Raw genomic sequence first — 21,089 nt, 5'->3', positions numbered from 1 at the left:
ATATGAAAACAAAAATGACATTAGGGCTAATAATAACACTAGTTTTTGCGTTATTTATATCCTGTCAACAACAGAAAAACGATCGAACGGGCTCTCCAGCGAATACATCGATTGTTAACAAACCATCAGAAACCGGTTATGCTGATGTCAATGGATTAAAAATGTATTATGAAGTTTATGGTGAAGGTAAGCCTCTAATATTACTCCACGGATCCTATATGACGATTCCATTGAACTGGTCTCAGGCCATCCCAATGTTTAAGGGGCGAAAAGTAATTGTCGCGGAAATGCAGGGGCACGGACGTACCAGAGATATTGCTCGAAAAATCAGTTATGAGGGTATGGCCGATGATGTATCCGGATTATTGAGACATCTTCAAATAGATAGTACCGACATATTGGGCTACAGCATGGGTGGCGGCGTAGCTTTTCAGTTGGCCATACGGCATCCCGAACAGGTGCGGAGGTTAATCGTACTGTCTGGCAGTTATGCACATGATGGATGGTGGCCTGATGTAGAAGCCTCTTATCGATCGATAACAGCGGATATATTTAAAGGTTCGCCCATCGAGAAACAATACGACAGTCTTGGCAACGATCCAAAACATTTTCCCGAATTTGTAAAGAAAGTGATCAGCATCGACCTGGAACCTTACGACTGGTCCAAAGACGCGAAAAAAATAAAAGCCCCCCTTTTTATGGCTATTGGTGATGCCGATGGCATACAATATGAACATGCATTAGCATTATTTCGCGCCTTGGGCGGTGGGAAAATGGGTGATATACATGGATTACCTAAATCTCGTCTGGCCATTCTACCCGGAACAACACATATCGGTATGATGTACCGCATGGATTGGTTAGTTCCGATGATTGATGACTTCTTGAATTCTGATCTAAATACTACACCACCAACATTTTAGTGTTTTCTGAAAGATCAGCTTCATTTTTACACCAACGTAATAAAGAGTCATCTCATTGGGCTTGACTCTTTATTACTGAATGGAAGGATGATTTATGCTTTTGGAGATGGTATGCCTTGGAGAATACCTACAGGTTTTGTTCTTTTATCAAATTTCTGTGTCCTATTAATTCAAAGTTGTTCTCAATGCCAAAGGTTTCTAACATTTTTTTTGAGCATCATGCTGAGCAAAGCTGTGCAGCTTTTAGCTCAATTTAAATTTTAAACGGGCTATACATGTTTTTAAAATTTTAATATATATTTATGTATCTAAAACGAATACATGTTAGAAAATTTCGCATTCTATCTCTTTCTGGTCCTGTTGATTACCATGCTCATTATGCTGGCAAAAAAAATTCAGGTTGCATATCCTGTTTTGCTTGTGTTGGCAGGACTTTTAATAAGTTTTATTCCAGGGGTACCACCGATAAAAGTGGAGCCTGAATTAATATTTATTATTTTTTTACCACCATTATTGTATGAAGCCGCTTGGTCAACTTCCTGGAAGGAACTCTGGCGATGGCGCAGGATTATCTTCAGCTTTGCTTTCGTCGTTGTCTTTTTCACTGCATTATCGGTTGCGGTTTTCGCGAACTATTTTATCCCAGGATTCTCTTTAGCCTTGGGATTTTTATTGGGCGGAATAGTTTCTCCCCCTGACGCGGTAAGCGCAGGTGCAATTTTAAAATTTGTAAAAGTACCGAAAAGACTTGCATCAATTCTTGAAGGCGAAAGTTTGCTGAATGACGCTTCTTCGCTGATCATTTTCCGTTTTGCGATGATTGCCGCTGCAACAGGCCAATTTGTATGGTATGAGGCAGCAGGAAGCTTTGTCTGGATGTGCGTCGGTGGTGTAGGTATCGGAATCACACTTGCGTATATTTTCTTGAAAATGCACAAAATCCTACCAACGGATCCAAATACAGATATATTGCTGACTTTCATTGCGCCATTCTCCATGTATCTGGCGGCAGAGGAGCTTCATGCCTCCGGAGTGCTAGCAGTGGTAAGCGGTGGATTGTTTCTCTCCTATCGCAGTCACGATTTTTTGAGTAGTGCATCCAGAATACGCACAGTAACAGTCTGGGAAAGTTTTTGCTTTTTGCTCAACGGAATTGTTTTTATGCTCATCGGCTTGGATTTGCCCGAAATTGTGAACGGTTTAGGGGATACTGATATTTACACCGCAATTGGTTATGGAGTTGCGGTTACAGCGGTGCTCGTTATTGTGCGGATTCTGGCGGGCTATGCGGCAGTAATTACTACTTTAGTGATGAGAAATTTCATCACTGTGGCAGACGCACAGTCCCCAGGCTGGAAAACACCCATGATCATTGGCTGGACCGGAATGCGGGGGGTAGTTTCCCTGGCTGCAGCACTTTCAATTCCCTTAACTTTAGAGAATGGGGCACCTTTTCCACAAAGAAATCTGATCCTTTTTATCACATTTGTCGCTATTCTATTAACATTGCTTGTACAGGGGCTTACGCTTCCCTTTTTATTAAAGAAATTCCCGCCAGTAGATCGAGATTTTGTGCGGACAGAAAAGGAAATCGATTACGAAATCCAAAACAAACTTGCCCAAGTAGCTGTAGAGAAAATTCGTAAAGATTACGCTGACAAAGTAGACAGCTTTCCGACATTGAAAGATCAGTTGCAGAAATATGAAAACCAATTGACCAGTTCGGAAATCATCATTAACTACGCTGAATACAGAAAAATCTATATCGACATCCTAGAAACTCAAAGAATGTGGTTGATCAATAAGAATCGTGAAGAGCTTTTATTAGACGAAGAAATCATTAGAAAACACCTTCGCATACTCGATCTTCAGGAAGAAAGAATGAATATGAAAAGCTAATCTTGCTTTTGAACATCAATTAGTAGGATTGATGTTCAAAAGATGATTAAATCATTACGATTAGACATAAAAATTGGCTTGACAAAAGATGCGACTTATTTGTACTACCCTATATGCGGATCAACTGCCAAATAATTACAGTTTTTTCTCGTTCGGCAATAGACATAACATTCCCCAAACAACTATTAAGAAGAGGATACATACCATGAGTCCGGACTGTAAAGCAAACAGATAGTTCCCAAGATAGCCCCCTGTGTTCAATACGGTATAAAAAACGCCTCCAATAACGCTGATTCCCAAAGCCGACGCTGTTTGCTGAAATGTTGAAAATACTCCTGAAGCAGCACCTGCATCTTTTTCATGGATATTGTTTAAAACGACATTCAAGAGAAAAGGTAATACAAAGCCATTTCCAAGACCATAGAGGGCTAAAAAAAACATTGATAGGAACGGCTTGTCTTGTTCTGTAAAAAAGAAAATCTGCATTAAAAACGAAAGCAATATGATCGCTAATCCCAATTGTAGAACCGTCTTGCCAAACTTTGGCAGTAACATGGAAGCAATTCGAGAAGACAACATAAAGAAAATCGCATGGGGGATAAAATATAACCCACATGTTAATGCCGTTACCCCCAATCCACTTTGTAAATAAACAGCTATTATCAATAAATATGCGGTATGGAGCATAAAGTGAAACAATACAGCAAATAAGCCAATGCTAAAATCCTTTATTTTAAACAGTGAAATATCAATCAGCGGATACTGTTTATTTAATCGTTTCTTTTGCTGAATAAAAACAAACAAGGTCAAAAATAACAGCGACAGGATAAACAACACATAAAACCACCAAGGAAAGTTATTTTCCCTTCCCTCTGTCAATGCATAGATCAGACAGGCTAGTCCGATTGTTAGCACAAAAGCGCCTAGATAATCAAATCTACCCTGAGCAGTTTTCGGTGTTTCGATCAAGTAACGATGGATAGCCAAAAGCGAAAGGATCCCAACAGGAAGATTAATAAAAAATATTAAACGCCAACCTTCAACGAAAAAATATATTTCGGCCAGATACCCCCCCAATACCTGTCCGATAATCGCAGCAATACTCAAAGTTATACCATACCATCCAATGGCAACTGCCCTCTCTTTTGTATCTGTGAACAGCAATTGAATCAAAGAAATAGATTGGGTAACCATAAAAGCAGAACTTACACCTTGAAAAAACCGGGCAATATTTAGCTGTGCTGCTGTCTGACTTAGTCCACAGATGCAGGAGGTTAATGTAAAGGCCAACATCCCCCAAAAGAAAACTTTCTTTTTGCCCAGAAAATCTCCCGCTCGCCCACCAATGATCAAAAAACATGCACTACCCAATAAATAGGATGCGATAACAAGCTGTATTTCACCATCAGATGCGTGCAGGCTACTTTTGATTGTTGGTATGGCAATATTGATGATAAATATATCAATCACATACAATAAGGGTGCTGTAAGCACAATAAGGAGTGCATACCACTTATTAATAGTCGTACTCATGGGAATAGAATTAATGTTTATAAATTAGGAAATACAGGAATTCGTGCGATCAGCACAATTGCTTTTCTAGCTCCAGCAACCATTTTTTTCGCCAGATACCACCACCGTAACCGCTTAGACCTCCATCGGCAGCGATCACTCTGTGGCAGGGTACCAAAATGGAAATCCTATTCATTCCGTTGGCATTGGCGACAGCACGTAACGCTTCCGGTTTTCCGATATGAAGCGCCTGCTGTTTATAAGATCTTGTTTGTCCGTATGGAATTTCTCTCAACGCCTGCCATACAGAATTTTGAAATTCCGAACCTGGTGTAAATAGTGGCACTGTAAATTCTTTTAGTCTACCCTCGAAATAAGCTTGAAGCTCCCTTTCTAGCAAGGGAAAATGGGGATTATCGCCTTGGACAATTGTTCCATTGAGTGCTTTCGCAAGATTTTTGAACTCTGTTTCGAGCATTTTTCGATCTGTAAACTCAAGTAGACATACACCTTGTGGTACAGCGCAAGCATACATAGTGCCTAACGGGGTCTCAATTCGCTTTAAATCAATCATACTTTGCGCTTTACTATTCTTCGGAGAGACTCCAAAAATATGCTTAAAGGAATCGCCAAAACCACTAAGTGACTCAAATCCGGAGTTAAAAGCGACATCTGTCACGGAAGCGCCCTTTTGGATTTTTTTAAATGCCGAATTTATTCTAAACATCCGCTGATAGGCATGAAAGGTTATGCCATGATTTTTCATAAACCAGCGTCGCAATTGGTTCGGCTCGATGTGGCGTTGACGTAGATCGTAGTCCTTGAACTTTATGCTCGGATCGGCTGATAGTTCGGCTATAATCTGTTTGATGTAGGCGGGTGTTTCACTTAACATCTCAAGTGGATGGCATACCTTGCATGCACGATATCCACGCAGGATACATTCTTTGGTCGATTTGAAAAATTCGATGTTCTCAGGTTTGGGTTTCCTTGCAGTACAGGAAGGTCGACAAAAAATTCCCGTTGTCTTTACAGCAGTAAAAAATATACCCTCATAATTGATATCTTTATCAATGATAGCCTGATACATTTGTTCGAAACTTAATTCCATAATGCGATTATTTATGATGATAGAACAAATCTATAGCGAATACATTCTTTCTACAACCGAAAATTTGACAAGTATTTTTTTTATTTACGAAGGATTGTAGGATATCTTATTTTTTGCTATTCGTTGTTAATAGCAAAACCATTATCAATTTCACTATCTCTATTGAACTTTTACCATATCTATTCTGTTACATCATACAAAGTAAATAGATATTTTCACCTGTTAGGCATTCTTTTAAAATTCATTACTGTTCATTTAATATCCGTAACGCCAGTCATGGTATTCCTACTCTTGAGATTTATGGTCTATTTGTCAACAACACCTGATGTAAATCGTATTATCCATTTGCCAGATATTGATTTTATAAGCTATCGATCAAATGCCATCCGAGCAGAAGGCCGATAATCAGAAAACAAGCAGACATCAATGCAATCGTATACGAGCCATAGGTAAAGTTTTCCGCCTCTATCTGTTTGGTCACTTTTCTATATTTTATATAAGCTAATACGACAGTAATTGAACCTATAATAACAATTGAAACACCAACAATTCCTGAATATTCATGTTCAATATCCATCGTTTTTTTTGAGCTGAGCATGAGTGTTACCTGTTGTATAAATAAGGAAAATTTGACGACAACGAAACCAAAACCCATAATCCCCAAACTCGTCGTTATCCAAGCTAAGAATGTACGTTCATTAGCCAAATGGTCATTGATCTTTTTTGAATTGTTCTTTTCTATCATATATTTTATAACAAATCTATTTAAAGCATCATATGATGCTTATGAGTAAATCCCGTAAGTAAACCATCACCCGACTGATATTGTTTAGATTGGACCTCGAAATAAATAGTCCGTGCAGACATTTTCTTGAAACTGGGTATAGAAAAAGGCTATTATTTATTAATGATGGCTACTTAGGATATCCGATGGTCAGGACCAGATGCCGTATGAAAAAACTGATTGTAATGGCCCTGATGGCAAATGCATAAAGTATCGTACTCATGTGTACAGATGATGTTGATGTTAAAAAAGCCGTTACTTCCAAAACAAGAGTGAAACATAACATAGCATAAAAAAAATGCGCTATGTGTAATTAACCAAGAAATAGCAGGAAGTTTAGCAGTAAAGTCTAATCGAATGGTAAAGAATATACCGATCAGGAATTCTATTGGATAAGTAAAGCCAAATAAAACACTCAGATCGTATTGATCAAAACAATTAAAAAGTAGCACAAATCATGAATATATTTCAATTGATTTCGATTTGTGCTACACAAAAAAACTAGACGGTGATTTTAAACTGTTTGTCCGTCGCCAATATGACAATACTCAGCACACACATGATTAGCGAATTATAGAAATGATGGTATTCCTGATGAGCCATATGTGCTGTCAACGCCCCTACGGCAAACGGAAACAGAAGCAAGACACCGATATTCTTAAACTCGGGTTTGTATAAACCGATCAGCAGGAGTATAACACCGAACAGCTCTCCTATTCCAATGCCCAACGTCCATATTTTATTAAAGCCTAATGAATCCATGCTCTGCATCATGGACTGTTTCTGAAAGACTTTAAACAATGAAGCGTACCCAAATACGTATAGGTAATAGGCATAACTCAACCAATGAACAATAGATTTTATAGTTTCCATTTTTATATTTTATTTGATGAGCTACAAATTTCTTTATTAAATTGCATGAATAACAGTACGTACCAAATTGTATGATACCAACAAAAAAGTAAGTATGAACAACAGAAAAGAGAATTCCACCAATACAATCAATGAAACTTATTGGAAAGATCATTGTGGTATTGCATTTACCTTATCTACTATTGGTGGAAGATGGAAAATAAATATCCTGTCTTATCTCCTCCATGAGGAAAGACTACGTTATGGTGAGTTGCGAAAAAGGTTGGTTGGCATTTCAGAGCGCATGCTCATTGCTAAATTGAAAGAGCTGGAGCAGGACGGGCTGATTAATCGAATTGTCTATCAGCAGGTACCACCTAAAGTTGAATATGAACTGACCGATCTTGGTCGCTCACTGGAAAAAATCTTGGTCCTCATGGATGAATGGGGTGAGAAAAACATGTAAAATACAATCCTAATATTAATAAAAATAGGAGGATTGTATTTTCTGGCTGTTGTCCGAAGATCGATTGTACAGCTTCTATTATTTTTTTTGACGATTAATTTTTAGAAAGCGCATAAAGGGCAAAAGTACCCAGCCAATGCGATCCCATATAATCATCTTTGGAAGTGATATTAGGTAATGAATATTTTAAATGTTTATTGGCCAAACCATGCAAATGCTTCAATTCAGGGAGTGCCTTAGCGATACCATTCAGACAGGTAGCCCGGCTAAAATTCAAGCCATCCAAATGAACCAGATGTCCATCCGTACGATCTTTTACGATACCAGGTTCCAAATTAAAATCCGGATTAAAAATTTCGGGAAGAAAATCTTTCAACCATTTTCGATATTGGTCCTCGCCTAAAACTACACTCATGCAGAGCGCTTCCTCAAGACAGGGTGAAAGGAAATCGCTTCCACTGGGTTCAAAAGAGATATTACAGTTTTTATCAAGATCATATAGCCTCACAGCGTTTGTCGTCAAAGATTTTTCGAAGGCGGCATTGTTTGTCCCCCGTGCATAGTCCAATGCCAATGAAAGACCAAAAGCTGAATTATCGTGATAGCCTGTCCGGATCGGATAGACCAATTTCGGTAAATATTCCTGATAAGCTTTCATAACATGCTTTGCCATTGGATCCAGAATTTTTGCCCAACGTTCTGCATCCGGATCTTTCCAGGTCAATAATTCTTTTTGCAACTGTAAGAGCCATGCCCAACCGTAGGTCCGCTCAAAGTTCTTATTATTTTTATCCTGGAAGAAAGTTAGTTCTACTGCTGCATTTTCGGCTGTGATATTGTAATTAAGCTGCTTCCGTATAGCTCCAGATTTATCCAAATCCGGAAATTGCTTCAAAATGCGTACGATGGACCAATAGCCGTGAACAGATGAATGCCAGTCAAAACAGCCATAAAAAATGGGATGCAAAGTCCGTGGTCCCTTCAAATCCTGATCACTTCCAAGCACCTGTCCCAATTTGTTGGGATATTCAACTTCAATACAGTGCAAGGGCAATGTAAGGAGATGTTTTGCCTGTGCGCTATCCAGTTGTATCGGCGCATTGTTTGTACTTGTGTTTACTTTTACCTCCGAGTTGTTGTGGCAGGCAACCGCCAAAACAGAACCACAGAACAATCCTATTATTCTTTTCATCTTAAAAAATTTATTCCATTTAACTCACAACCATGGTGGGTTTATAATTCATTGTTATATTAACCTTTATCCAAGGCTTCCTGAAGTAGCTGTGTTACTAAATTTGGTACTGCCACCGTCGCTGCCTGTTCAAAACATTTCACACGGCCCAATGCTGTACTATTCGGAATCTGTTTGTCTATTAAAAATGATCGGCAATGGCTCGGTGCAAATTCTCGAAGTCCCGCGGCAGGATAAACTTGTAACGAAGTTCCGATAATAATCAGGATGTCTGCCTCAGCAACGTGCAACATCGCCCGTTCAATCTCTGGGACAGCCTCACCAAACCAGACAATATTTGGTCGCAGTTGACTACCTTTTTCGCAGAGTTCGCCCATTTTTATCTCGTCCCCCTCAATTGGATAAACCAACCGATCATCAAGGGATGACTTGGATTGATCCAAACGGCCATGTAAATGGATAATCTTTGTGGAACCAGCCCGCTCATGCAATAGGTCTACATTTTGTGTAATGATCGTAACCTGGTAAGCTGACTCTAATTGACGTAAGGCCACATGTGCAGCATTTGGCTGTGCGGCCAATGCTGCTTTCCGTCTAAGGTTGTAGAATTCCTGCACCAGTACTGGATTTTTGTTCCAGCCTTCGATTGAGGCGACAGCCATCACGTCATGCCCTTCCCATAGCCCATTCGCATCCCTAAAAGTAGGTATACCACTTTCGGCAGAAATACCTGCTCCAGTTAATACAACGATATTTTTCTTTTCCATTTGGCTTTTTAGTCCTTTAAAAATAAGAAAATCTCCCGATTTTGATAGATTCAGACATACTTTCTTTTGAAAATGAACAACCTGTCTTATTCCTTTATCAACCTAGTAGCATAATCATCTGGAAGCTCCAACCGAATCGAATCCTTGCTAGCGGCCGCCTTTCGGTTCATTTCATCAAAAGACCGCTGGTAATAGACAAATGCTTTGTTGGGTATATGTAGATTCTTGGCTTGTTTTACAGCAAATTGGTATCTGTTATCCACAAGTTTGACATGTTTGTAAATCCGATAAGTTACAACCTGAATCTGTACCTTATCAAATGCAGTGATTGTCTTCAAATCGGCTGGCTCATGAAAATATTTTTCATCGAAATACATAAATTCATCGGATTCCGCCAATTTCTCCAGGTTTAATTTTCCATTGATTACTTCATTGCACAGAGAATCCGCCCGTTGTCGTTCCATTTTATTTCCATCTCCGGCACCGCAGGAAACTAAGAGCATAACCGTTGACAAAGACAACAGAAAAATATACGATAGACTCATCTGCCTAAGTTAGTATAAAAAATGCTTCTCTCCATAAGATAAACATCAAATATTACCATTCATCTAGAACTAAAAAGCCCAAGATAGGATTATCTTGGGCTCGATATAATTTAATAAAAGGAAGTTACAGATTATTTTCAATTGCGCCTACCTTTTCGCGGTGCAATGCTAAAGGCGAATCCAACAATACCGCAATCACTGTCATATTTTTATCCAAACGCTCTTTTGGTGCCTGGATATAAACTATCCCCGGAATACTGCTCCAATAGAGCTTATTGAAAATCTCATGGTTGATCATAGAACCTTCACCTACGACTCGAATACGTGCAATACCATTCTTTATTCCTTTAAGTGCAATAGGTCCTGTTGGAGTTCCTTCCACAAAAAGATACAGGGTCTGACGATCCTTGGAAAGTGCACTTAAGCCTTCATAATGTCCCTCTGGCAAGCCTTTTCCGGTTTCGTAAAGTGCTTCAGCATGCTTTTTAACCCAATCCAACACGATTGGATTTGTCAGGTGCCCCGTAGCCAACTTAGTCTCCATACCGTCTAATGTCAAACCGGAATGATCGAAGATATTCTTTCCAACATGCAGTGTTGACGCAATTTGATTTAACGCAGTACCAGTATGTTTGTTGTTTAAAACATTTTCCAGGCTTACCTCTTTTCCATGTGGAGCCTGCCATTGAACCTTATCCTTGAATTTCAACGCCAAAACGGTAACATCTTGATCGAAGTTAACTTTCGTTAGATCCAATTGGATTGCTGCATCGGCAGTAGTTGCTGTCACCTTTGAGGCGGCATCCCCCACAACTGAAAGCTCTGGAAGAGCTGTATTCAGCAAACCCTTTAGTTGTAATTGCGGTTTTTGCTCATATACATAGAGATAAAGTGTTTTCCCATCTTTTGACAAAGCGGACTTTCCTTGATAATTCTCAAATGGAATACCTGCTCTTGTACCATAAATAGCCGTTGCGTGTTTATTTGTCCATCTTCCCAGCTGCTTCAAAATATTCATTTGCTCTTCAGGAATGCTTCCATCGGCTTTTGGACCGATATCCAACAACAGATTTCCGCCCATCGAGATACAATCAACCAAGGTGCGGATAATCATGTTGGGTGATTTGTATTTCTTGTCAAATGGTTGATAGCCCCAGGAGTCGTTCATGGTGTAGCAGAGTTCCCAAAACTTAGTTTCCGGACGGGTTACAGGAATACCTTGTTCAGGCGTTTCGTAATCACCGTGATGGTTCAACCGCGAATTAATAATGATATTCGGATTATGTTTACGCAACAGCGCCAGAGTTTCCTTTGCTTTCCACTCCTCGGCACTATGTTCCCAGTCCCCATCAAACCAGATCAGTTCGGGTTTATATTGCTGTGATAACTCACTGAGTTGTTTCTGATAATATTCTACATAATGGTTCCAACGGTTGGGTTCTTTGGCCAGTTCATAACGCTTTCTTGCGCGAGTAAACACATCATAATAGGGATGGCTCCAATCTGGCAATGAATAATATAAACCTGTATGCAGGCCCTCTTGCTGTATAGCTTGTACAAATGGTGTAATAACATCTTGTTTTGCAGCAGCATCTTTCATTGTTGTAATAGCCTTATCCGCTTTGGTATTCCATAAGGAAATCCCATCGTGATGTTTTGTCGTGATAACCGTATACTTTGCCCCAGCTTGTTTGATCAATTTAGCCCATTCCTTTGGCTTATAATTTTTGGCTGTAAATCCATCAAGCTGCTTGATATAATTATCGTGGTTAATATAATTATTGAAGAATGACCACGACTCTGAGATACCATCAACGGAGTAAATACCCCAATGAATAAAAATCCCCAGTTTGGCATCCTCAAACCATTCCATTTTTTGTGCTGGTACATTGTTCTGGGCGGTGACGTTTAGACAGGTCGACGCCAAAAGAACAAAAAGAGAAACCTTTTGAAACTTCATAAAGCTAAATTATCAATTACATAACGAGTTTAAGCCGGCAAAATACATATAAATCGTCAGAATCCTATTGTGTAAGCGATAAATTACAGCGAAGAAGCCTTTGCTAAACCGTATAACTCCCCAATATTAGTGACAGAGTACCAAGCTGTAGAGGCAAGGGGTGCAATTATAATTGTATTTCAACGCAAATTTATCTAAGTTTGAAGGGTATGATCGAATTATATACAGACGGGGCATCAAGCGGAAATCCGGGACCGGGTGGTTATGGAACCATTTTGAGGACCATTTATACAGGCGACAACGAAGCATTTAAAGGGAAACTCATCGAAAAGGAATTTTCAGGAGGGTATCGAAAAACGACAAACAACCGCATGGAGTTGATGGCTGTTATTGTGGGGCTGGAAGCATTAAAAAATTTAAACCAAACAGTTACCGTATATTCCGATTCCAAATATGTCATTGATGCGATTGATAAAAAATGGGTTTATGGATGGATCCAAAAAGGATTTGCTGGTAAAAAGAATAAGGACTTATGGATACGTTTAATGAACGTTTATAAACTACACAAGGTCAAACTGGTATGGGTCAAGGGGCATGCTGGTCATCCTTTGAACGAACGCTGCGACCGCCTGGCTGTTGCTGCTTCCAAAGATAAGACTACCTGGAAGATTGATACAGTATTTGAAGTCGAAGAAAACAAATAGTGAATACAACTGTTCCAAATGTCAATTTTGTAAAACTGAACCAAATTAGAATTGAATATCGTATGTTCAATTATTATAGCAGAGCAGCAAATCCAAGGGATTTGCTGCTCTTTTGTTTGGCCTAGACTTCTTCGAATCAATTTACATTCCCCTCGCATATATCAGTAGCTCAATTTTATCAATGCTTCTCCCTCCTAAAAGCGAAACGCTGGTGTAGCGATTTCTTGGGTTTTACTCGCTCTAAACTCCTTCATACTGACAGGCTCCTTGCTCTCCAATTCGGCGAAATCCACCACCCCATTATCCCTTGCCCAGCGAAAATAAGCTGTTGATAAACGTGATACAACTTCGTGATTTTGGCTCGCTATATCTTTTCGTTCTGTAGGGTCTTGTTCCAGATCGTATAATTCCCATTTATAGGAGGGCCAGGTTGATACCAATTTCCACTTTCCGATCCGTACGGCACGATTTCCTGCCCGTTCCCAAAACAGACCTTCTTCCCGTTTGACCGTATCCTCCTGCTGTAACAGTACGGGAACTAGGCTTTTCCCTGGAAGCTTATTCGCCTGATGTCCTTGATATTCTTTTGGATACGCAGCTCCAGCCAATTCATAGAAGGTCGGCGCCAAATCTATGATATGTCCAGTACCCTTTTTAATACCCTGTGCGATCTTGCCCGGAAACCAAGCTATAAACGGCGCATTGATACCACCTTCATAGGTATAATCTTTAAAGGCCTTGAATGGTGTATTTGATGCATAGGACCAGTTTTTACTTTGTGATTCGAATGAACCCACGGTACCAACCGGACCGCTATTTAATCGAGCACCATGAAACCAACGAACAAGATCCTCTGCAGGTGCTCCATTATCAGACAGAAACACTATTAAGGTATTGTCCAATTGTCCGTTGTCTTTCAGTTTTTGCAATAGTTTGCCTACAGTTTGATCCAAACGGTCGACCATCGCAGCGAATACCTCCATTTTCTTGGCCCATAGCTGTCTTTGATCAAAAGATAAACGCTCCCAATCATAAATATCCCCATCAGCAACAGAGAGCGTACTCCCATTTTCAACAATACCCAATTGTTTCTGACGCTCAAAACGCTCACGACGGATACTTTCCCATCCTTTATCATAGCGTCCCTTGTACTTGGCAATATCCTTTGGCAGGGCAACTAAAGGCCAGTGTGGGGCAGTATGTGCCAAATACAAAAAGAAAGGTTTATCTTGACCTTTGATCTGATCCAAAAAGCCTTCAGCTGCCCGATTGATCAGCTCTGTGGAAAAGGAACTTTCCAAGGGATAACCCGCGGAATCTGTTGTTTTATTGAAAGTTGGAGCGCCCGAATCAGCATTCTTTTCCTCTCTCGGGAAAACTAAGTCGAAACCGCGATCCCAAGGTAGACTCTTACCTTTACCAGATACATGCCATTTGCCTGATGTCGCTGTGATGTAGCCATTGGAGCGAAGGACCTCAGCGATAGTCAACGACTCCGCATTGATATAACCCTGATAAGCCGGTAGGCCCAGATCATTTGAAAAATACCCCACCCCTGCTTTGTGTTGATACTGCCCCGTAATCAGTGATGCACGCGTAGGTGCACATATGGAGTTATTGTAAAACTGTTTCAGGCGTATCCCTTCATTCGCCAAACGGTCGAGATTGGGGGTTTCAATCTCTGAGCCGTAGGCACCCAAATCTGAATACCCAAGGTCATCCGCGAGAATCAAGATAATATTTGGCTTTTTACTTTGTGCCAGAACAGTACTTGCCCATCCCAAAATAAGGGCTATATATAATGTTATCTTTTTCATGCTTATAAATTTGTTTTTTAATCGTGATGAAGCTATCGGATTTATTCATCGAGTGTATGTTTTAAGCGGTATTCATGAACTCGCTTTGCTCGGTTATTCATTTCCCAGTGCGATTGAATAAATCATGATGGTTTCATCTATTTAAATTATGTGTCCATCAACTAGTTACTTTCTGAACTTAGCGAAATTGACCAGTTGGTTTCAGCAGTCTATAATCTACTACACCATTCTCTTTTGCCCAGACTGTATAACGAGCCTCGAGGTCTTTAACGATCTCAGGGTATTGATCGGCGAGATCTCTATTTTCCCCGCGGTCTTCGTCGATATTATAAAGTTGCGGCTTATTTCCCTCCTTAAATAAGGAGACAAGTTTCCATTTACCATATCGAACAGCCTTGTTTCCGGCCCGTTCCCAAAACAGGGGGGCTTGGCGGTCAACCTGGTTTTTGTCTGTACGCAGTAGTTGCCGTAGACTTATACCTGGTAGTGGATTGGTGGTCAAGTCTCCTTCTTTCGATGGATATTTCGCTTGTGCAAAATCATACAATGTAGGCGCAATATCAATCAGATGTCCTGTTCCCCGCTTCACAACATTGGCTTTAACTTCTTTGGGATACCAGACAATAAATGGTGAACCAATGCCGCCCTCGTAAGGATTGTCCTTATAGCTTCGCAAGGGTGAATTGCCTGTTTGAGACCAACTGCTATTTTGTACATCATAGGAGCCGGGCAAACCAACGGTTTCGGTATTTCGGGATGTATAAATGCGATTACGCTCACCACCTTGGGCGCCGTTGTCGGATAAAAAGATGATAATGGTGTTCCTATCTTTTTTTAGTTCTTTTAATGTCTGCCGAACCTTTCCGATGCTTTGATCCACACGATCGATCATTGCGGCAAACACTTGTTGCCGACGTTGCCAATATTGTTGTTCATCATAAGTAAGCTTGTTCCATTCCTGCACACTTGAATCCTTTGCAGCGATCATCTGACCTTTAGGAAAAACACCTTTTTGAAGTGCATTTTCGTAGCGTTTCACACGCAGGCTGTCCCAACCTTGTTGGTATACACCATTATATTTTTGGGTTTCCTCTTCCGGAGCCTGCAAAGGCCAATGTGGTGCATTAAAGGCGAGATATAAGAAAAATGGTTTTTTATCCTGTGCTTGCTCGCGTAGAAAACCGATTGCCTGATCAGTGATTTCGTCTGTTAGATACCGATTTTTAGGTAAATAGAAGGCTTTGTTATTTCGATACAAGGGTACGGTGGGATTTTCGGGATCATTGATTTCATAAAAATTGGAGGCTCCACCCACAAAATTAAAGGAGCGTTCAAACCCACGTTGTGCAGGCCATTGATCATTATCATCGCCGACATGCCATTTTCCGGAAATAATAGTCGAATAACCAGCTCCTCGCAGTATTTCGGCCAATGTCCGCGATTCCTGATTTAGAAATCCCTGATAGGCGGGCAAACCGAGATTAACGTTAAAATAGCCCATACCGGCACGATGGGCATATTGCCCAGTCAACAATGTTGCGCGTGTTGGGGCACAGATTGAATTGTTATAAAACTCCTGAAAACGCGTGCCTTGTTGTGCCAATTCCGTTAAATTTGGTGTATGGAAATCTGTTCCACCATAAGGCTCGATATCTGAAAAACCCAAATCGTCGACCAGAATCAAGACAATATTTGGCCGTTTATCCTGTGCTATACTTCTATTCAGGAAGCAACTTAGAACGGTCAATAAAAGAATAAATACTGTTTTCATAATTTAACTCGTTTTGTTGAACTTATATCTTTATTATTTCGTCAACCAATCCGGATGTTGGACCAGTTTTGGGTTTAAATTCAGCTCTCGCTGCGGAGTTGGAAAATGAAGGTGTCTTGCTGCTGCGTTTGTTTTCCCCGCTGTTTTGAGTTTTGTGATGTAATAGTTTGCTCCCCGACGTACGAGGTCAAACCAGCGCTGGTACTCATACACAAGCTCCTTGCGCCGTTCTTCAAATACAAGCTCCCGAAAACTATCTTTATTCTCCTTATCCAGTACGTTCTCCACCCCTGCCCGCGTACGCACTGCGTTGATTGCATCTCTTGCTTCCTTCGTAGGACCATTTAACTCATTTTCCGCCTCAGCAAAAATGAGTAAGACCTCAGCATAACGAATGATGGGTGTATTCTTAGCAGACTGTGACTGGTTACCGACCACGGTCTCATCATAATACTTATTGAATTGTGGCTTAGCCAATGCATAGTATTTCCCGTCAGTAGGTGATGTCATGCCAATTGTAAATGTAATGGGGAGACGTTTATCGGTTGCTACAAAGCTTTTGTAAAGCCCTCCTTCGGCATGTAGAGCGTCGGCATAATCACCATTGATACCTGGTATATCGGCTGGTGCCGAACGACTGGCCAATGAATTGCCCTGATAGCCGCTGTTTCCTTTAAACTGTGCCGAGAAAATATGTTCAACACCATTTTTTTTCTCTATATCAAAGACATCAGCGAAGCTCGGAAAAAGTGCATAACCCTCTTTATCAATCACCTCCTTAGCAAGCAGTTTGGCATCTGTCCAATCCGCTCGGGTTAGATATACCTTAGCCAAAAGACTTCTGGCTGCTCCGGATGTAGCACGCCCCTTATCTGCATCGGTATAATTCTTATAATTTGGTAGACCGGAGGCCGCTTTCAGATCATTTATGATCTGTGCATACACATCATCTTCAGAGGCCTTTGTCACATACAACTCTTGTGTGGATAAGGTTTCAATAGGACGTACCACAAGTGGAACTGGACCAAACCAGCGTACCAGGTTGAAGTAGTGCAGTGCACGGAGAAATTTTGCCTCATTGATCAAACGCTGCTGTACCGTTGCATCAATCTGATTTTGTGTCATCGCTTCGATATGGACAATGTTTAGGTTTGATGCATTAATTGCATCGTAACTCTGTTTCCAGAGTTGCTCCATTCGATCATTTGAGGCATCATGGGTCAGATTACTTAGGGCACGTACATGGGCATTTCGTGCTCTGGGTCCAGCTTCATAATCATCTGTAGCCATCTCTACTCCAATCTGGAAAAGGCTGTTGTAAAGGGACTGCCCTGTCTCATACAATTTGCGGTAAGTACCTGTTACTGCGGCAACGGCTTGCCCCTGATCGAGGTAAAACTGCTCCGAAACTAATGCGCTTTCGGGGTTTTCTGTCAATTTTGAGCAGGATATTCCTGTCAGCAAAATCAATACTACGGTAAGATTGAAATATATTTTTTTCATTGGTATCTGTAAAACTTAAAAGGTTAAGGAAACACCTAAGGAAACGGATTTGGCAGCTGGGTAAATGCCGGCATCCGTCCCAATCTGAACATTGCTGCCCGAAGTTACCTCCGGATCAAATCCCTTATAACTCGTCCAGGTCAATAGATTTTGCGCCGCCAGATACAGATTCAGATTTGTAATGTGCGCATTTTTTGACCATTCTTTTGGAAAGCTATAGCCAAGTTGTAAGGACTTCAATCGTGCGAATGAACCACTTTCAACAAATTGATCCGAAAATATAGGAGCGGGATCTAGTTTCGCTCTAGGATACAGTTGACTTGGATTACCCGCAGTCCAGCGGTCAAGCGCATCGATGGATGCATTCTGTTGTCCCGTAAACATCTCAAGATTTTGACGGTTGATATTCAGTAGATCGTTACCAACTGTTCCCTGAATCAAGAAAGAGAGATCAAACCCCTTGTAGGAAAAAGTATTGCTGATACCGAATATAAAATCAGGCTGCGCATTACCAATTAGCGTACGGTCGTTGGCTGTTGTAAATTGACCGTCTCCATTGATATCCTTATATAAGCGATCCCCTGCCTTTGGATTTGCATTTCCCGTCAATGCACCTTTACTACTTTCCTCACCCAACTGTAGAATACCGTCGGTAACGGTACCATAAAAAGTACCCAGGGGCTCGCCGACTTTAATAATATAGTTTCCTGAGATATAGGATACCGCACCTTCACCGATAGTTAGTATTTTATTGCGGTTAAACGAAATATTCAGGTCGGTATTCCAGCTCAGATTACCTTGTAAATTTTTTGATTTCAAACCAAACTCCACGCCTTTATTGGAAACTGAACCAAAGTTTTGCAATGAGGTGGCATAACCCGAAGTCCAGGGGATCTCCACATTTAGTAATAGATCCTTTGTCTTTTTGTAATAATAATCAATCGTAAACTGTAGTCTATTGTTCAGGACAGCAAGGTCAAAACCAGCGTCATATTGAAAGGTCGTCTCCCAGCCCAGGTTTTTATTGGGTATCCGTTGCGAGGCAAAGCCTGTGGCCAGGTTATTTCCAAAGAGGTAATTTAAACTATACAGGGTTGAAAGTGACTGATATTGACCGATCTCCTGATTTCCTGTGGTACCGAAACTGGTGCGTATCTTAAAATCACTGACGCCGGGAAAAGTTTGCTTAAAAAAAGGCTCATTCGCTACACGCCAGGAGAATGCCAATGAGGGGAAATTACCCCATTTATTGTCGGCACCAAATCTGGAACTTCCATCGCGACGTATGCTCGCTGATGCATAGTATTTATTGGCATAATTATAATTAACCCGCACCAGGTACGAATGTAGCACCCAATTGTAGGTATCCGAAGAAGGGCGTATAATGGTGGAACCACTTTGTAGGCTATTGAAAAGCAAATCGTCTGTAACAAAATTCTGTGCTCCAGCCCTAAATACTTCATTTTTATTTTCCTGCTGTGTAAAACCAAGCAAAGCATTAAAATTATGCTGTCCGATAGCGCCGGTATAGGTTAAGGTATTTTCATTCAACCAGGATGTTCCATCTAAATTTCCTAGACTTGCCTCTCCTTTGGATCCGCTCCCTTCATAGATGTAGGATGGTAGATAGAATTTATCATCGCGGTTGTTGAGATCAACCCCAAAAAGCACTTTAGCTTGTAGCCCCTCTAATATACGATACTGCGCAAAGGTAGTACCCAGAATGCGTAAACTATTTGATGTATTTGTGGTTTCTTTCAATGTCGCAATGGGGTTTGCAAAAATATTTTCAAATGGATTGCGTAACGTATACCCACCATTTGGCTCGTAGATTGTTGCTGTGGGTGGCATAATGAGCAAGGCATTGACAATACCTGTTGGGGCAATCTGTGCATTGGTTTTATTGATAGATACATTGGCTCCTACCTGCAAACGGTCAAAAGGATTTGCATTGATATTGGAACGGAACCCCAAGCGTTTGAAATCTGTATTTGCGATAACACCCTGTTGATCAAAATAATTGGCACCGAGAAAATACTGTACTTTTTCAGCACCGCCAGACAGTGCAAGTTGATGATTTTGTATGTTACCTGTCCGAAAAGCTTCTTTTTGCCAATTTGTTCCTTCGCCCAATTGATCTATCTCTGCCTGTTTACGATATTGGTATGGACCTAAGCTGGGATTAGCATCATATAAAGCTTCGTTGCGAAGGATGGCAAAATCATGGGCATTCAAGACATCAATGTTCTTGAGAACACGCTGTACGCCTATACTTCCGTCATAGTTCAATTGTACATGGCCGGCCTTACCTTTTTTAGTTGTGACCAAGATAACGCCATTTGCCCCACGAGATCCATATATTGCTGTTGCAGCCGCATCCTTTAGGACCTCAATGCTTTCTATATCTGCCGGATTTATGCTGGCCAGCGGATTGACGGGGGTGCCGCTTCCCACACCAGTGCTTTCTGTCTGGTTGTAGACTGGAAATCCATCGATGACATACAGTGGTTCATTTCCCCCTTGTATGGAAGCCCCACCCCGAATGCGGATGCTCACCCCTCCGCCGGGTTGTCCCGAAGTTTGTGTAACCTGAACACCGGAGACACCTCCTTTCAAGGTCTGATCTAGCGAAGAAACAGGCTGCCGGAGCAGATTTTCTGGCAAAGATGCCACAGCTCCCGTCAGATCACGGCGCTTTTGAGTTCCGTATCCCACCACGACCACCTCCTCCAGATCTTCGGATGAAGGGACCAACTCAATAATTGCCGGTGATGTGTTGACGATTATTCTTTTCTTCTGGTAGCCAACAAAAGTTAAGATTAATGTAAAAGGCAGTTTTTGCCCGGTTACGAATTGGAATTTCCCTTTCTGATCTGTTTTTACGTTATGTGTAACAGCCTCCAACTGTATGGTCACCCCCTCGATGGGTTCTTTGGTCGTTGCGTCAATAACTGTACCTATTAGGGACGCGTTGATAATCGGTTGAGGTTGCTGTGCTTTCGCAGATACGAATGTATAGAGAAAAAGCACGACTAAAATAGCATACGAAAGTACGCTGAAATTTTTCATTGTCAGTTCTATTTAATGTGAATATGCAAACAAGTGCCAACGCCATTTGGTACTCTTGTTTTTTTTAAACTCGAATTGCTTGTTTAATGGTTTATAAACAAGAAAGATGGTTGTGCTTAACTACACATTCGCATTCGACAAATGAAGAGGAAGAGATTAAAAGTTGGGATAGGTTTTAGGTTGCCTTTTAGCGGCTTTAGATAGTCGTTTTTCA

At 40.9% G+C, this 21,089-nt stretch carries 16 protein-coding genes; 4 read left to right on the top strand and 12 right to left on the bottom strand.

The genetic code is table 11. The features are described 5' to 3' along the window. The first annotated feature begins 2 nt into the window (after positions 1–2). Positions 3–923, top strand: coding sequence for an alpha/beta hydrolase (locus OGI71_RS04750; RefSeq protein WP_282254208.1), 921 nt, complete (start codon positions 3–5; stop codon positions 921–923). A gap of 321 nt (positions 924–1,244) precedes the next feature. Next, the gene (locus tag OGI71_RS04745) at positions 1,245–2,822 is read left to right on the top strand and encodes a Na+/H+ antiporter (RefSeq protein WP_282254207.1); all 1,578 of its coding nucleotides are present in this window, start codon (positions 1,245–1,247) and stop codon (positions 2,820–2,822) included. 135 nt (positions 2,823–2,957) lie between these two features. Here OGI71_RS04745 and OGI71_RS04740 read toward each other — a convergent pair whose 3' ends face one another. The 4 genes from OGI71_RS04740 to OGI71_RS04725 form a co-directional block, all read right to left on the bottom strand. Continuing rightward, positions 2,958–4,355 carry an MFS transporter gene (locus OGI71_RS04740; protein WP_282254206.1) on the bottom strand — a complete coding sequence of 466 codons (1,398 nt, stop codon included), beginning with the start codon at positions 4,353–4,355 and terminating at the stop codon, positions 2,958–2,960. A gap of 49 nt (positions 4,356–4,404) precedes the next feature. Next, on the bottom strand, positions 4,405–5,445 hold the full coding sequence (locus OGI71_RS04735) for a methylated-DNA--[protein]-cysteine S-methyltransferase (RefSeq protein WP_282254205.1): 1,041 nt from the start codon (positions 5,443–5,445) through the stop codon (positions 4,405–4,407). A gap of 361 nt (positions 5,446–5,806) precedes the next feature. Further along, entirely contained in the window at positions 5,807–6,190 is a 384-nt protein-coding gene (locus tag OGI71_RS04730) for a DUF202 domain-containing protein (protein WP_282254204.1), read from the bottom strand. A gap of 540 nt (positions 6,191–6,730) precedes the next feature. Then, positions 6,731–7,102: a DoxX family protein gene (locus OGI71_RS04725; protein ID WP_282254203.1), complete on the bottom strand. Its 372-nt coding sequence runs from the start codon at positions 7,100–7,102 to the stop codon at positions 6,731–6,733. Positions 7,103–7,196: 94 nt separating this feature from the next. On the opposite strand from OGI71_RS04725, the gene OGI71_RS04720 reads away from it, so the two are divergent. Then, positions 7,197–7,547: a helix-turn-helix domain-containing protein gene (locus tag OGI71_RS04720; RefSeq protein WP_282254202.1), complete on the top strand. Its 351-nt coding sequence runs from the start codon at positions 7,197–7,199 to the stop codon at positions 7,545–7,547. A gap of 94 nt (positions 7,548–7,641) precedes the next feature. Here OGI71_RS04720 and OGI71_RS04715 read toward each other — a convergent pair whose 3' ends face one another. The 4 genes from OGI71_RS04715 to OGI71_RS04700 all read right to left on the bottom strand — a co-directional run bounded on the left by OGI71_RS04715 (position 7,642) and on the right by OGI71_RS04700 (position 12,011). Further along, positions 7,642–8,739: a DUF2891 domain-containing protein gene (locus OGI71_RS04715; RefSeq protein WP_282254201.1), complete on the bottom strand. Its 1,098-nt coding sequence runs from the start codon at positions 8,737–8,739 to the stop codon at positions 7,642–7,644. Between the two features lie 59 nt (positions 8,740–8,798). After that, positions 8,799–9,506 (bottom strand): Sir2 family NAD-dependent protein deacetylase, encoded by a 708-nt coding sequence (locus OGI71_RS04710; RefSeq protein ID WP_282254200.1) that lies wholly within the window; start codon positions 9,504–9,506, stop codon positions 8,799–8,801. 86 nt (positions 9,507–9,592) lie between these two features. Beyond that, positions 9,593–10,051, bottom strand: coding sequence for a hypothetical protein (locus OGI71_RS04705; protein ID WP_282254199.1), 459 nt, complete (start codon positions 10,049–10,051; stop codon positions 9,593–9,595). Positions 10,052–10,175: 124 nt separating this feature from the next. Then, a complete protein-coding gene (locus tag OGI71_RS04700) occupies positions 10,176–12,011 on the bottom strand; it encodes an alpha-L-fucosidase (RefSeq protein WP_282254198.1) in 1,836 nt (611 codons plus the stop codon). 209 nt (positions 12,012–12,220) lie between these two features. On the opposite strand from OGI71_RS04700, the gene rnhA reads away from it, so the two are divergent. Then, positions 12,221–12,715: a ribonuclease HI gene (gene rnhA / locus OGI71_RS04695; RefSeq protein WP_282254197.1), complete on the top strand. Its 495-nt coding sequence runs from the start codon at positions 12,221–12,223 to the stop codon at positions 12,713–12,715. Positions 12,716–12,909: 194 nt separating this feature from the next. On the opposite strand, the gene OGI71_RS04690 is transcribed toward rnhA, so the two are convergent. The 4 genes from OGI71_RS04690 to OGI71_RS04675 form a co-directional block, all read right to left on the bottom strand. Beyond that, positions 12,910–14,532 carry an arylsulfatase gene (locus tag OGI71_RS04690; RefSeq protein WP_282254196.1) on the bottom strand — a complete coding sequence of 541 codons (1,623 nt, stop codon included), beginning with the start codon at positions 14,530–14,532 and terminating at the stop codon, positions 12,910–12,912. A gap of 178 nt (positions 14,533–14,710) precedes the next feature. Beyond that, a complete protein-coding gene (locus OGI71_RS04685) occupies positions 14,711–16,303 on the bottom strand; it encodes an arylsulfatase (RefSeq protein ID WP_282254195.1) in 1,593 nt (530 codons plus the stop codon). Positions 16,304–16,336: 33 nt separating this feature from the next. After that, positions 16,337–17,806 carry a RagB/SusD family nutrient uptake outer membrane protein gene (locus OGI71_RS04680; protein ID WP_282254194.1) on the bottom strand — a complete coding sequence of 490 codons (1,470 nt, stop codon included), beginning with the start codon at positions 17,804–17,806 and terminating at the stop codon, positions 16,337–16,339. A 15-nt stretch (positions 17,807–17,821) separates the two neighbouring features. Continuing rightward, on the bottom strand, positions 17,822–20,875 hold the full coding sequence (locus tag OGI71_RS04675; protein ID WP_282254193.1) for a TonB-dependent receptor: 3,054 nt from the start codon (positions 20,873–20,875) through the stop codon (positions 17,822–17,824). Positions 20,876–21,089: the final 214 nt, after the last annotated feature.

The sequence above is a fragment of the Sphingobacterium sp. ML3W genome, assembly GCF_029542085.1.
Classification (GTDB): domain Bacteria; phylum Bacteroidota; class Bacteroidia; order Sphingobacteriales; family Sphingobacteriaceae; genus Sphingobacterium.
Note: the sequence above shows the minus strand (reverse complement) of the source record. Positions and strands in the feature narration are given on the sequence as shown.

Bases quoted from the DNA above. Each gene is read 5' to 3' on its own strand.
- OGI71_RS04750 (WP_282254208.1), top strand. From the start codon at position 3: ATGAAAACAAAAATGACATTAGGGCTAATAATAACACTAGTTTTTGCG.
- OGI71_RS04745 (WP_282254207.1), top strand. From the start codon at position 1,245: ATGTTAGAAAATTTCGCATTCTATCTCTTTCTGGTCCTGTTGATTACC.
- OGI71_RS04740 (WP_282254206.1), bottom strand. From the start codon at position 4,355: ATGAGTACGACTATTAATAAGTGGTATGCACTCCTTATTGTGCTTACA.
- OGI71_RS04735 (WP_282254205.1), bottom strand. From the start codon at position 5,445: ATGGAATTAAGTTTCGAACAAATGTATCAGGCTATCATTGATAAAGAT.
- OGI71_RS04730 (WP_282254204.1), bottom strand. From the start codon at position 6,190: ATGATAGAAAAGAACAATTCAAAAAAGATCAATGACCATTTGGCTAAT.
- OGI71_RS04725 (WP_282254203.1), bottom strand. From the start codon at position 7,102: ATGGAAACTATAAAATCTATTGTTCATTGGTTGAGTTATGCCTATTAC.
- OGI71_RS04720 (WP_282254202.1), top strand. From the start codon at position 7,197: ATGAACAACAGAAAAGAGAATTCCACCAATACAATCAATGAAACTTAT.
- OGI71_RS04715 (WP_282254201.1), bottom strand. From the start codon at position 8,739: ATGAAAAGAATAATAGGATTGTTCTGTGGTTCTGTTTTGGCGGTTGCC.
- OGI71_RS04710 (WP_282254200.1), bottom strand. From the start codon at position 9,506: ATGGAAAAGAAAAATATCGTTGTATTAACTGGAGCAGGTATTTCTGCC.
- OGI71_RS04705 (WP_282254199.1), bottom strand. From the start codon at position 10,051: ATGAGTCTATCGTATATTTTTCTGTTGTCTTTGTCAACGGTTATGCTC.
- OGI71_RS04700 (WP_282254198.1), bottom strand. From the start codon at position 12,011: ATGAAGTTTCAAAAGGTTTCTCTTTTTGTTCTTTTGGCGTCGACCTGT.
- rnhA (WP_282254197.1), top strand. From the start codon at position 12,221: ATGATCGAATTATATACAGACGGGGCATCAAGCGGAAATCCGGGACCG.
- OGI71_RS04690 (WP_282254196.1), bottom strand. From the start codon at position 14,532: ATGAAAAAGATAACATTATATATAGCCCTTATTTTGGGATGGGCAAGT.
- OGI71_RS04685 (WP_282254195.1), bottom strand. From the start codon at position 16,303: ATGAAAACAGTATTTATTCTTTTATTGACCGTTCTAAGTTGCTTCCTG.
- OGI71_RS04680 (WP_282254194.1), bottom strand. From the start codon at position 17,806: ATGAAAAAAATATATTTCAATCTTACCGTAGTATTGATTTTGCTGACA.
- OGI71_RS04675 (WP_282254193.1), bottom strand. From the start codon at position 20,875: ATGAAAAATTTCAGCGTACTTTCGTATGCTATTTTAGTCGTGCTTTTT.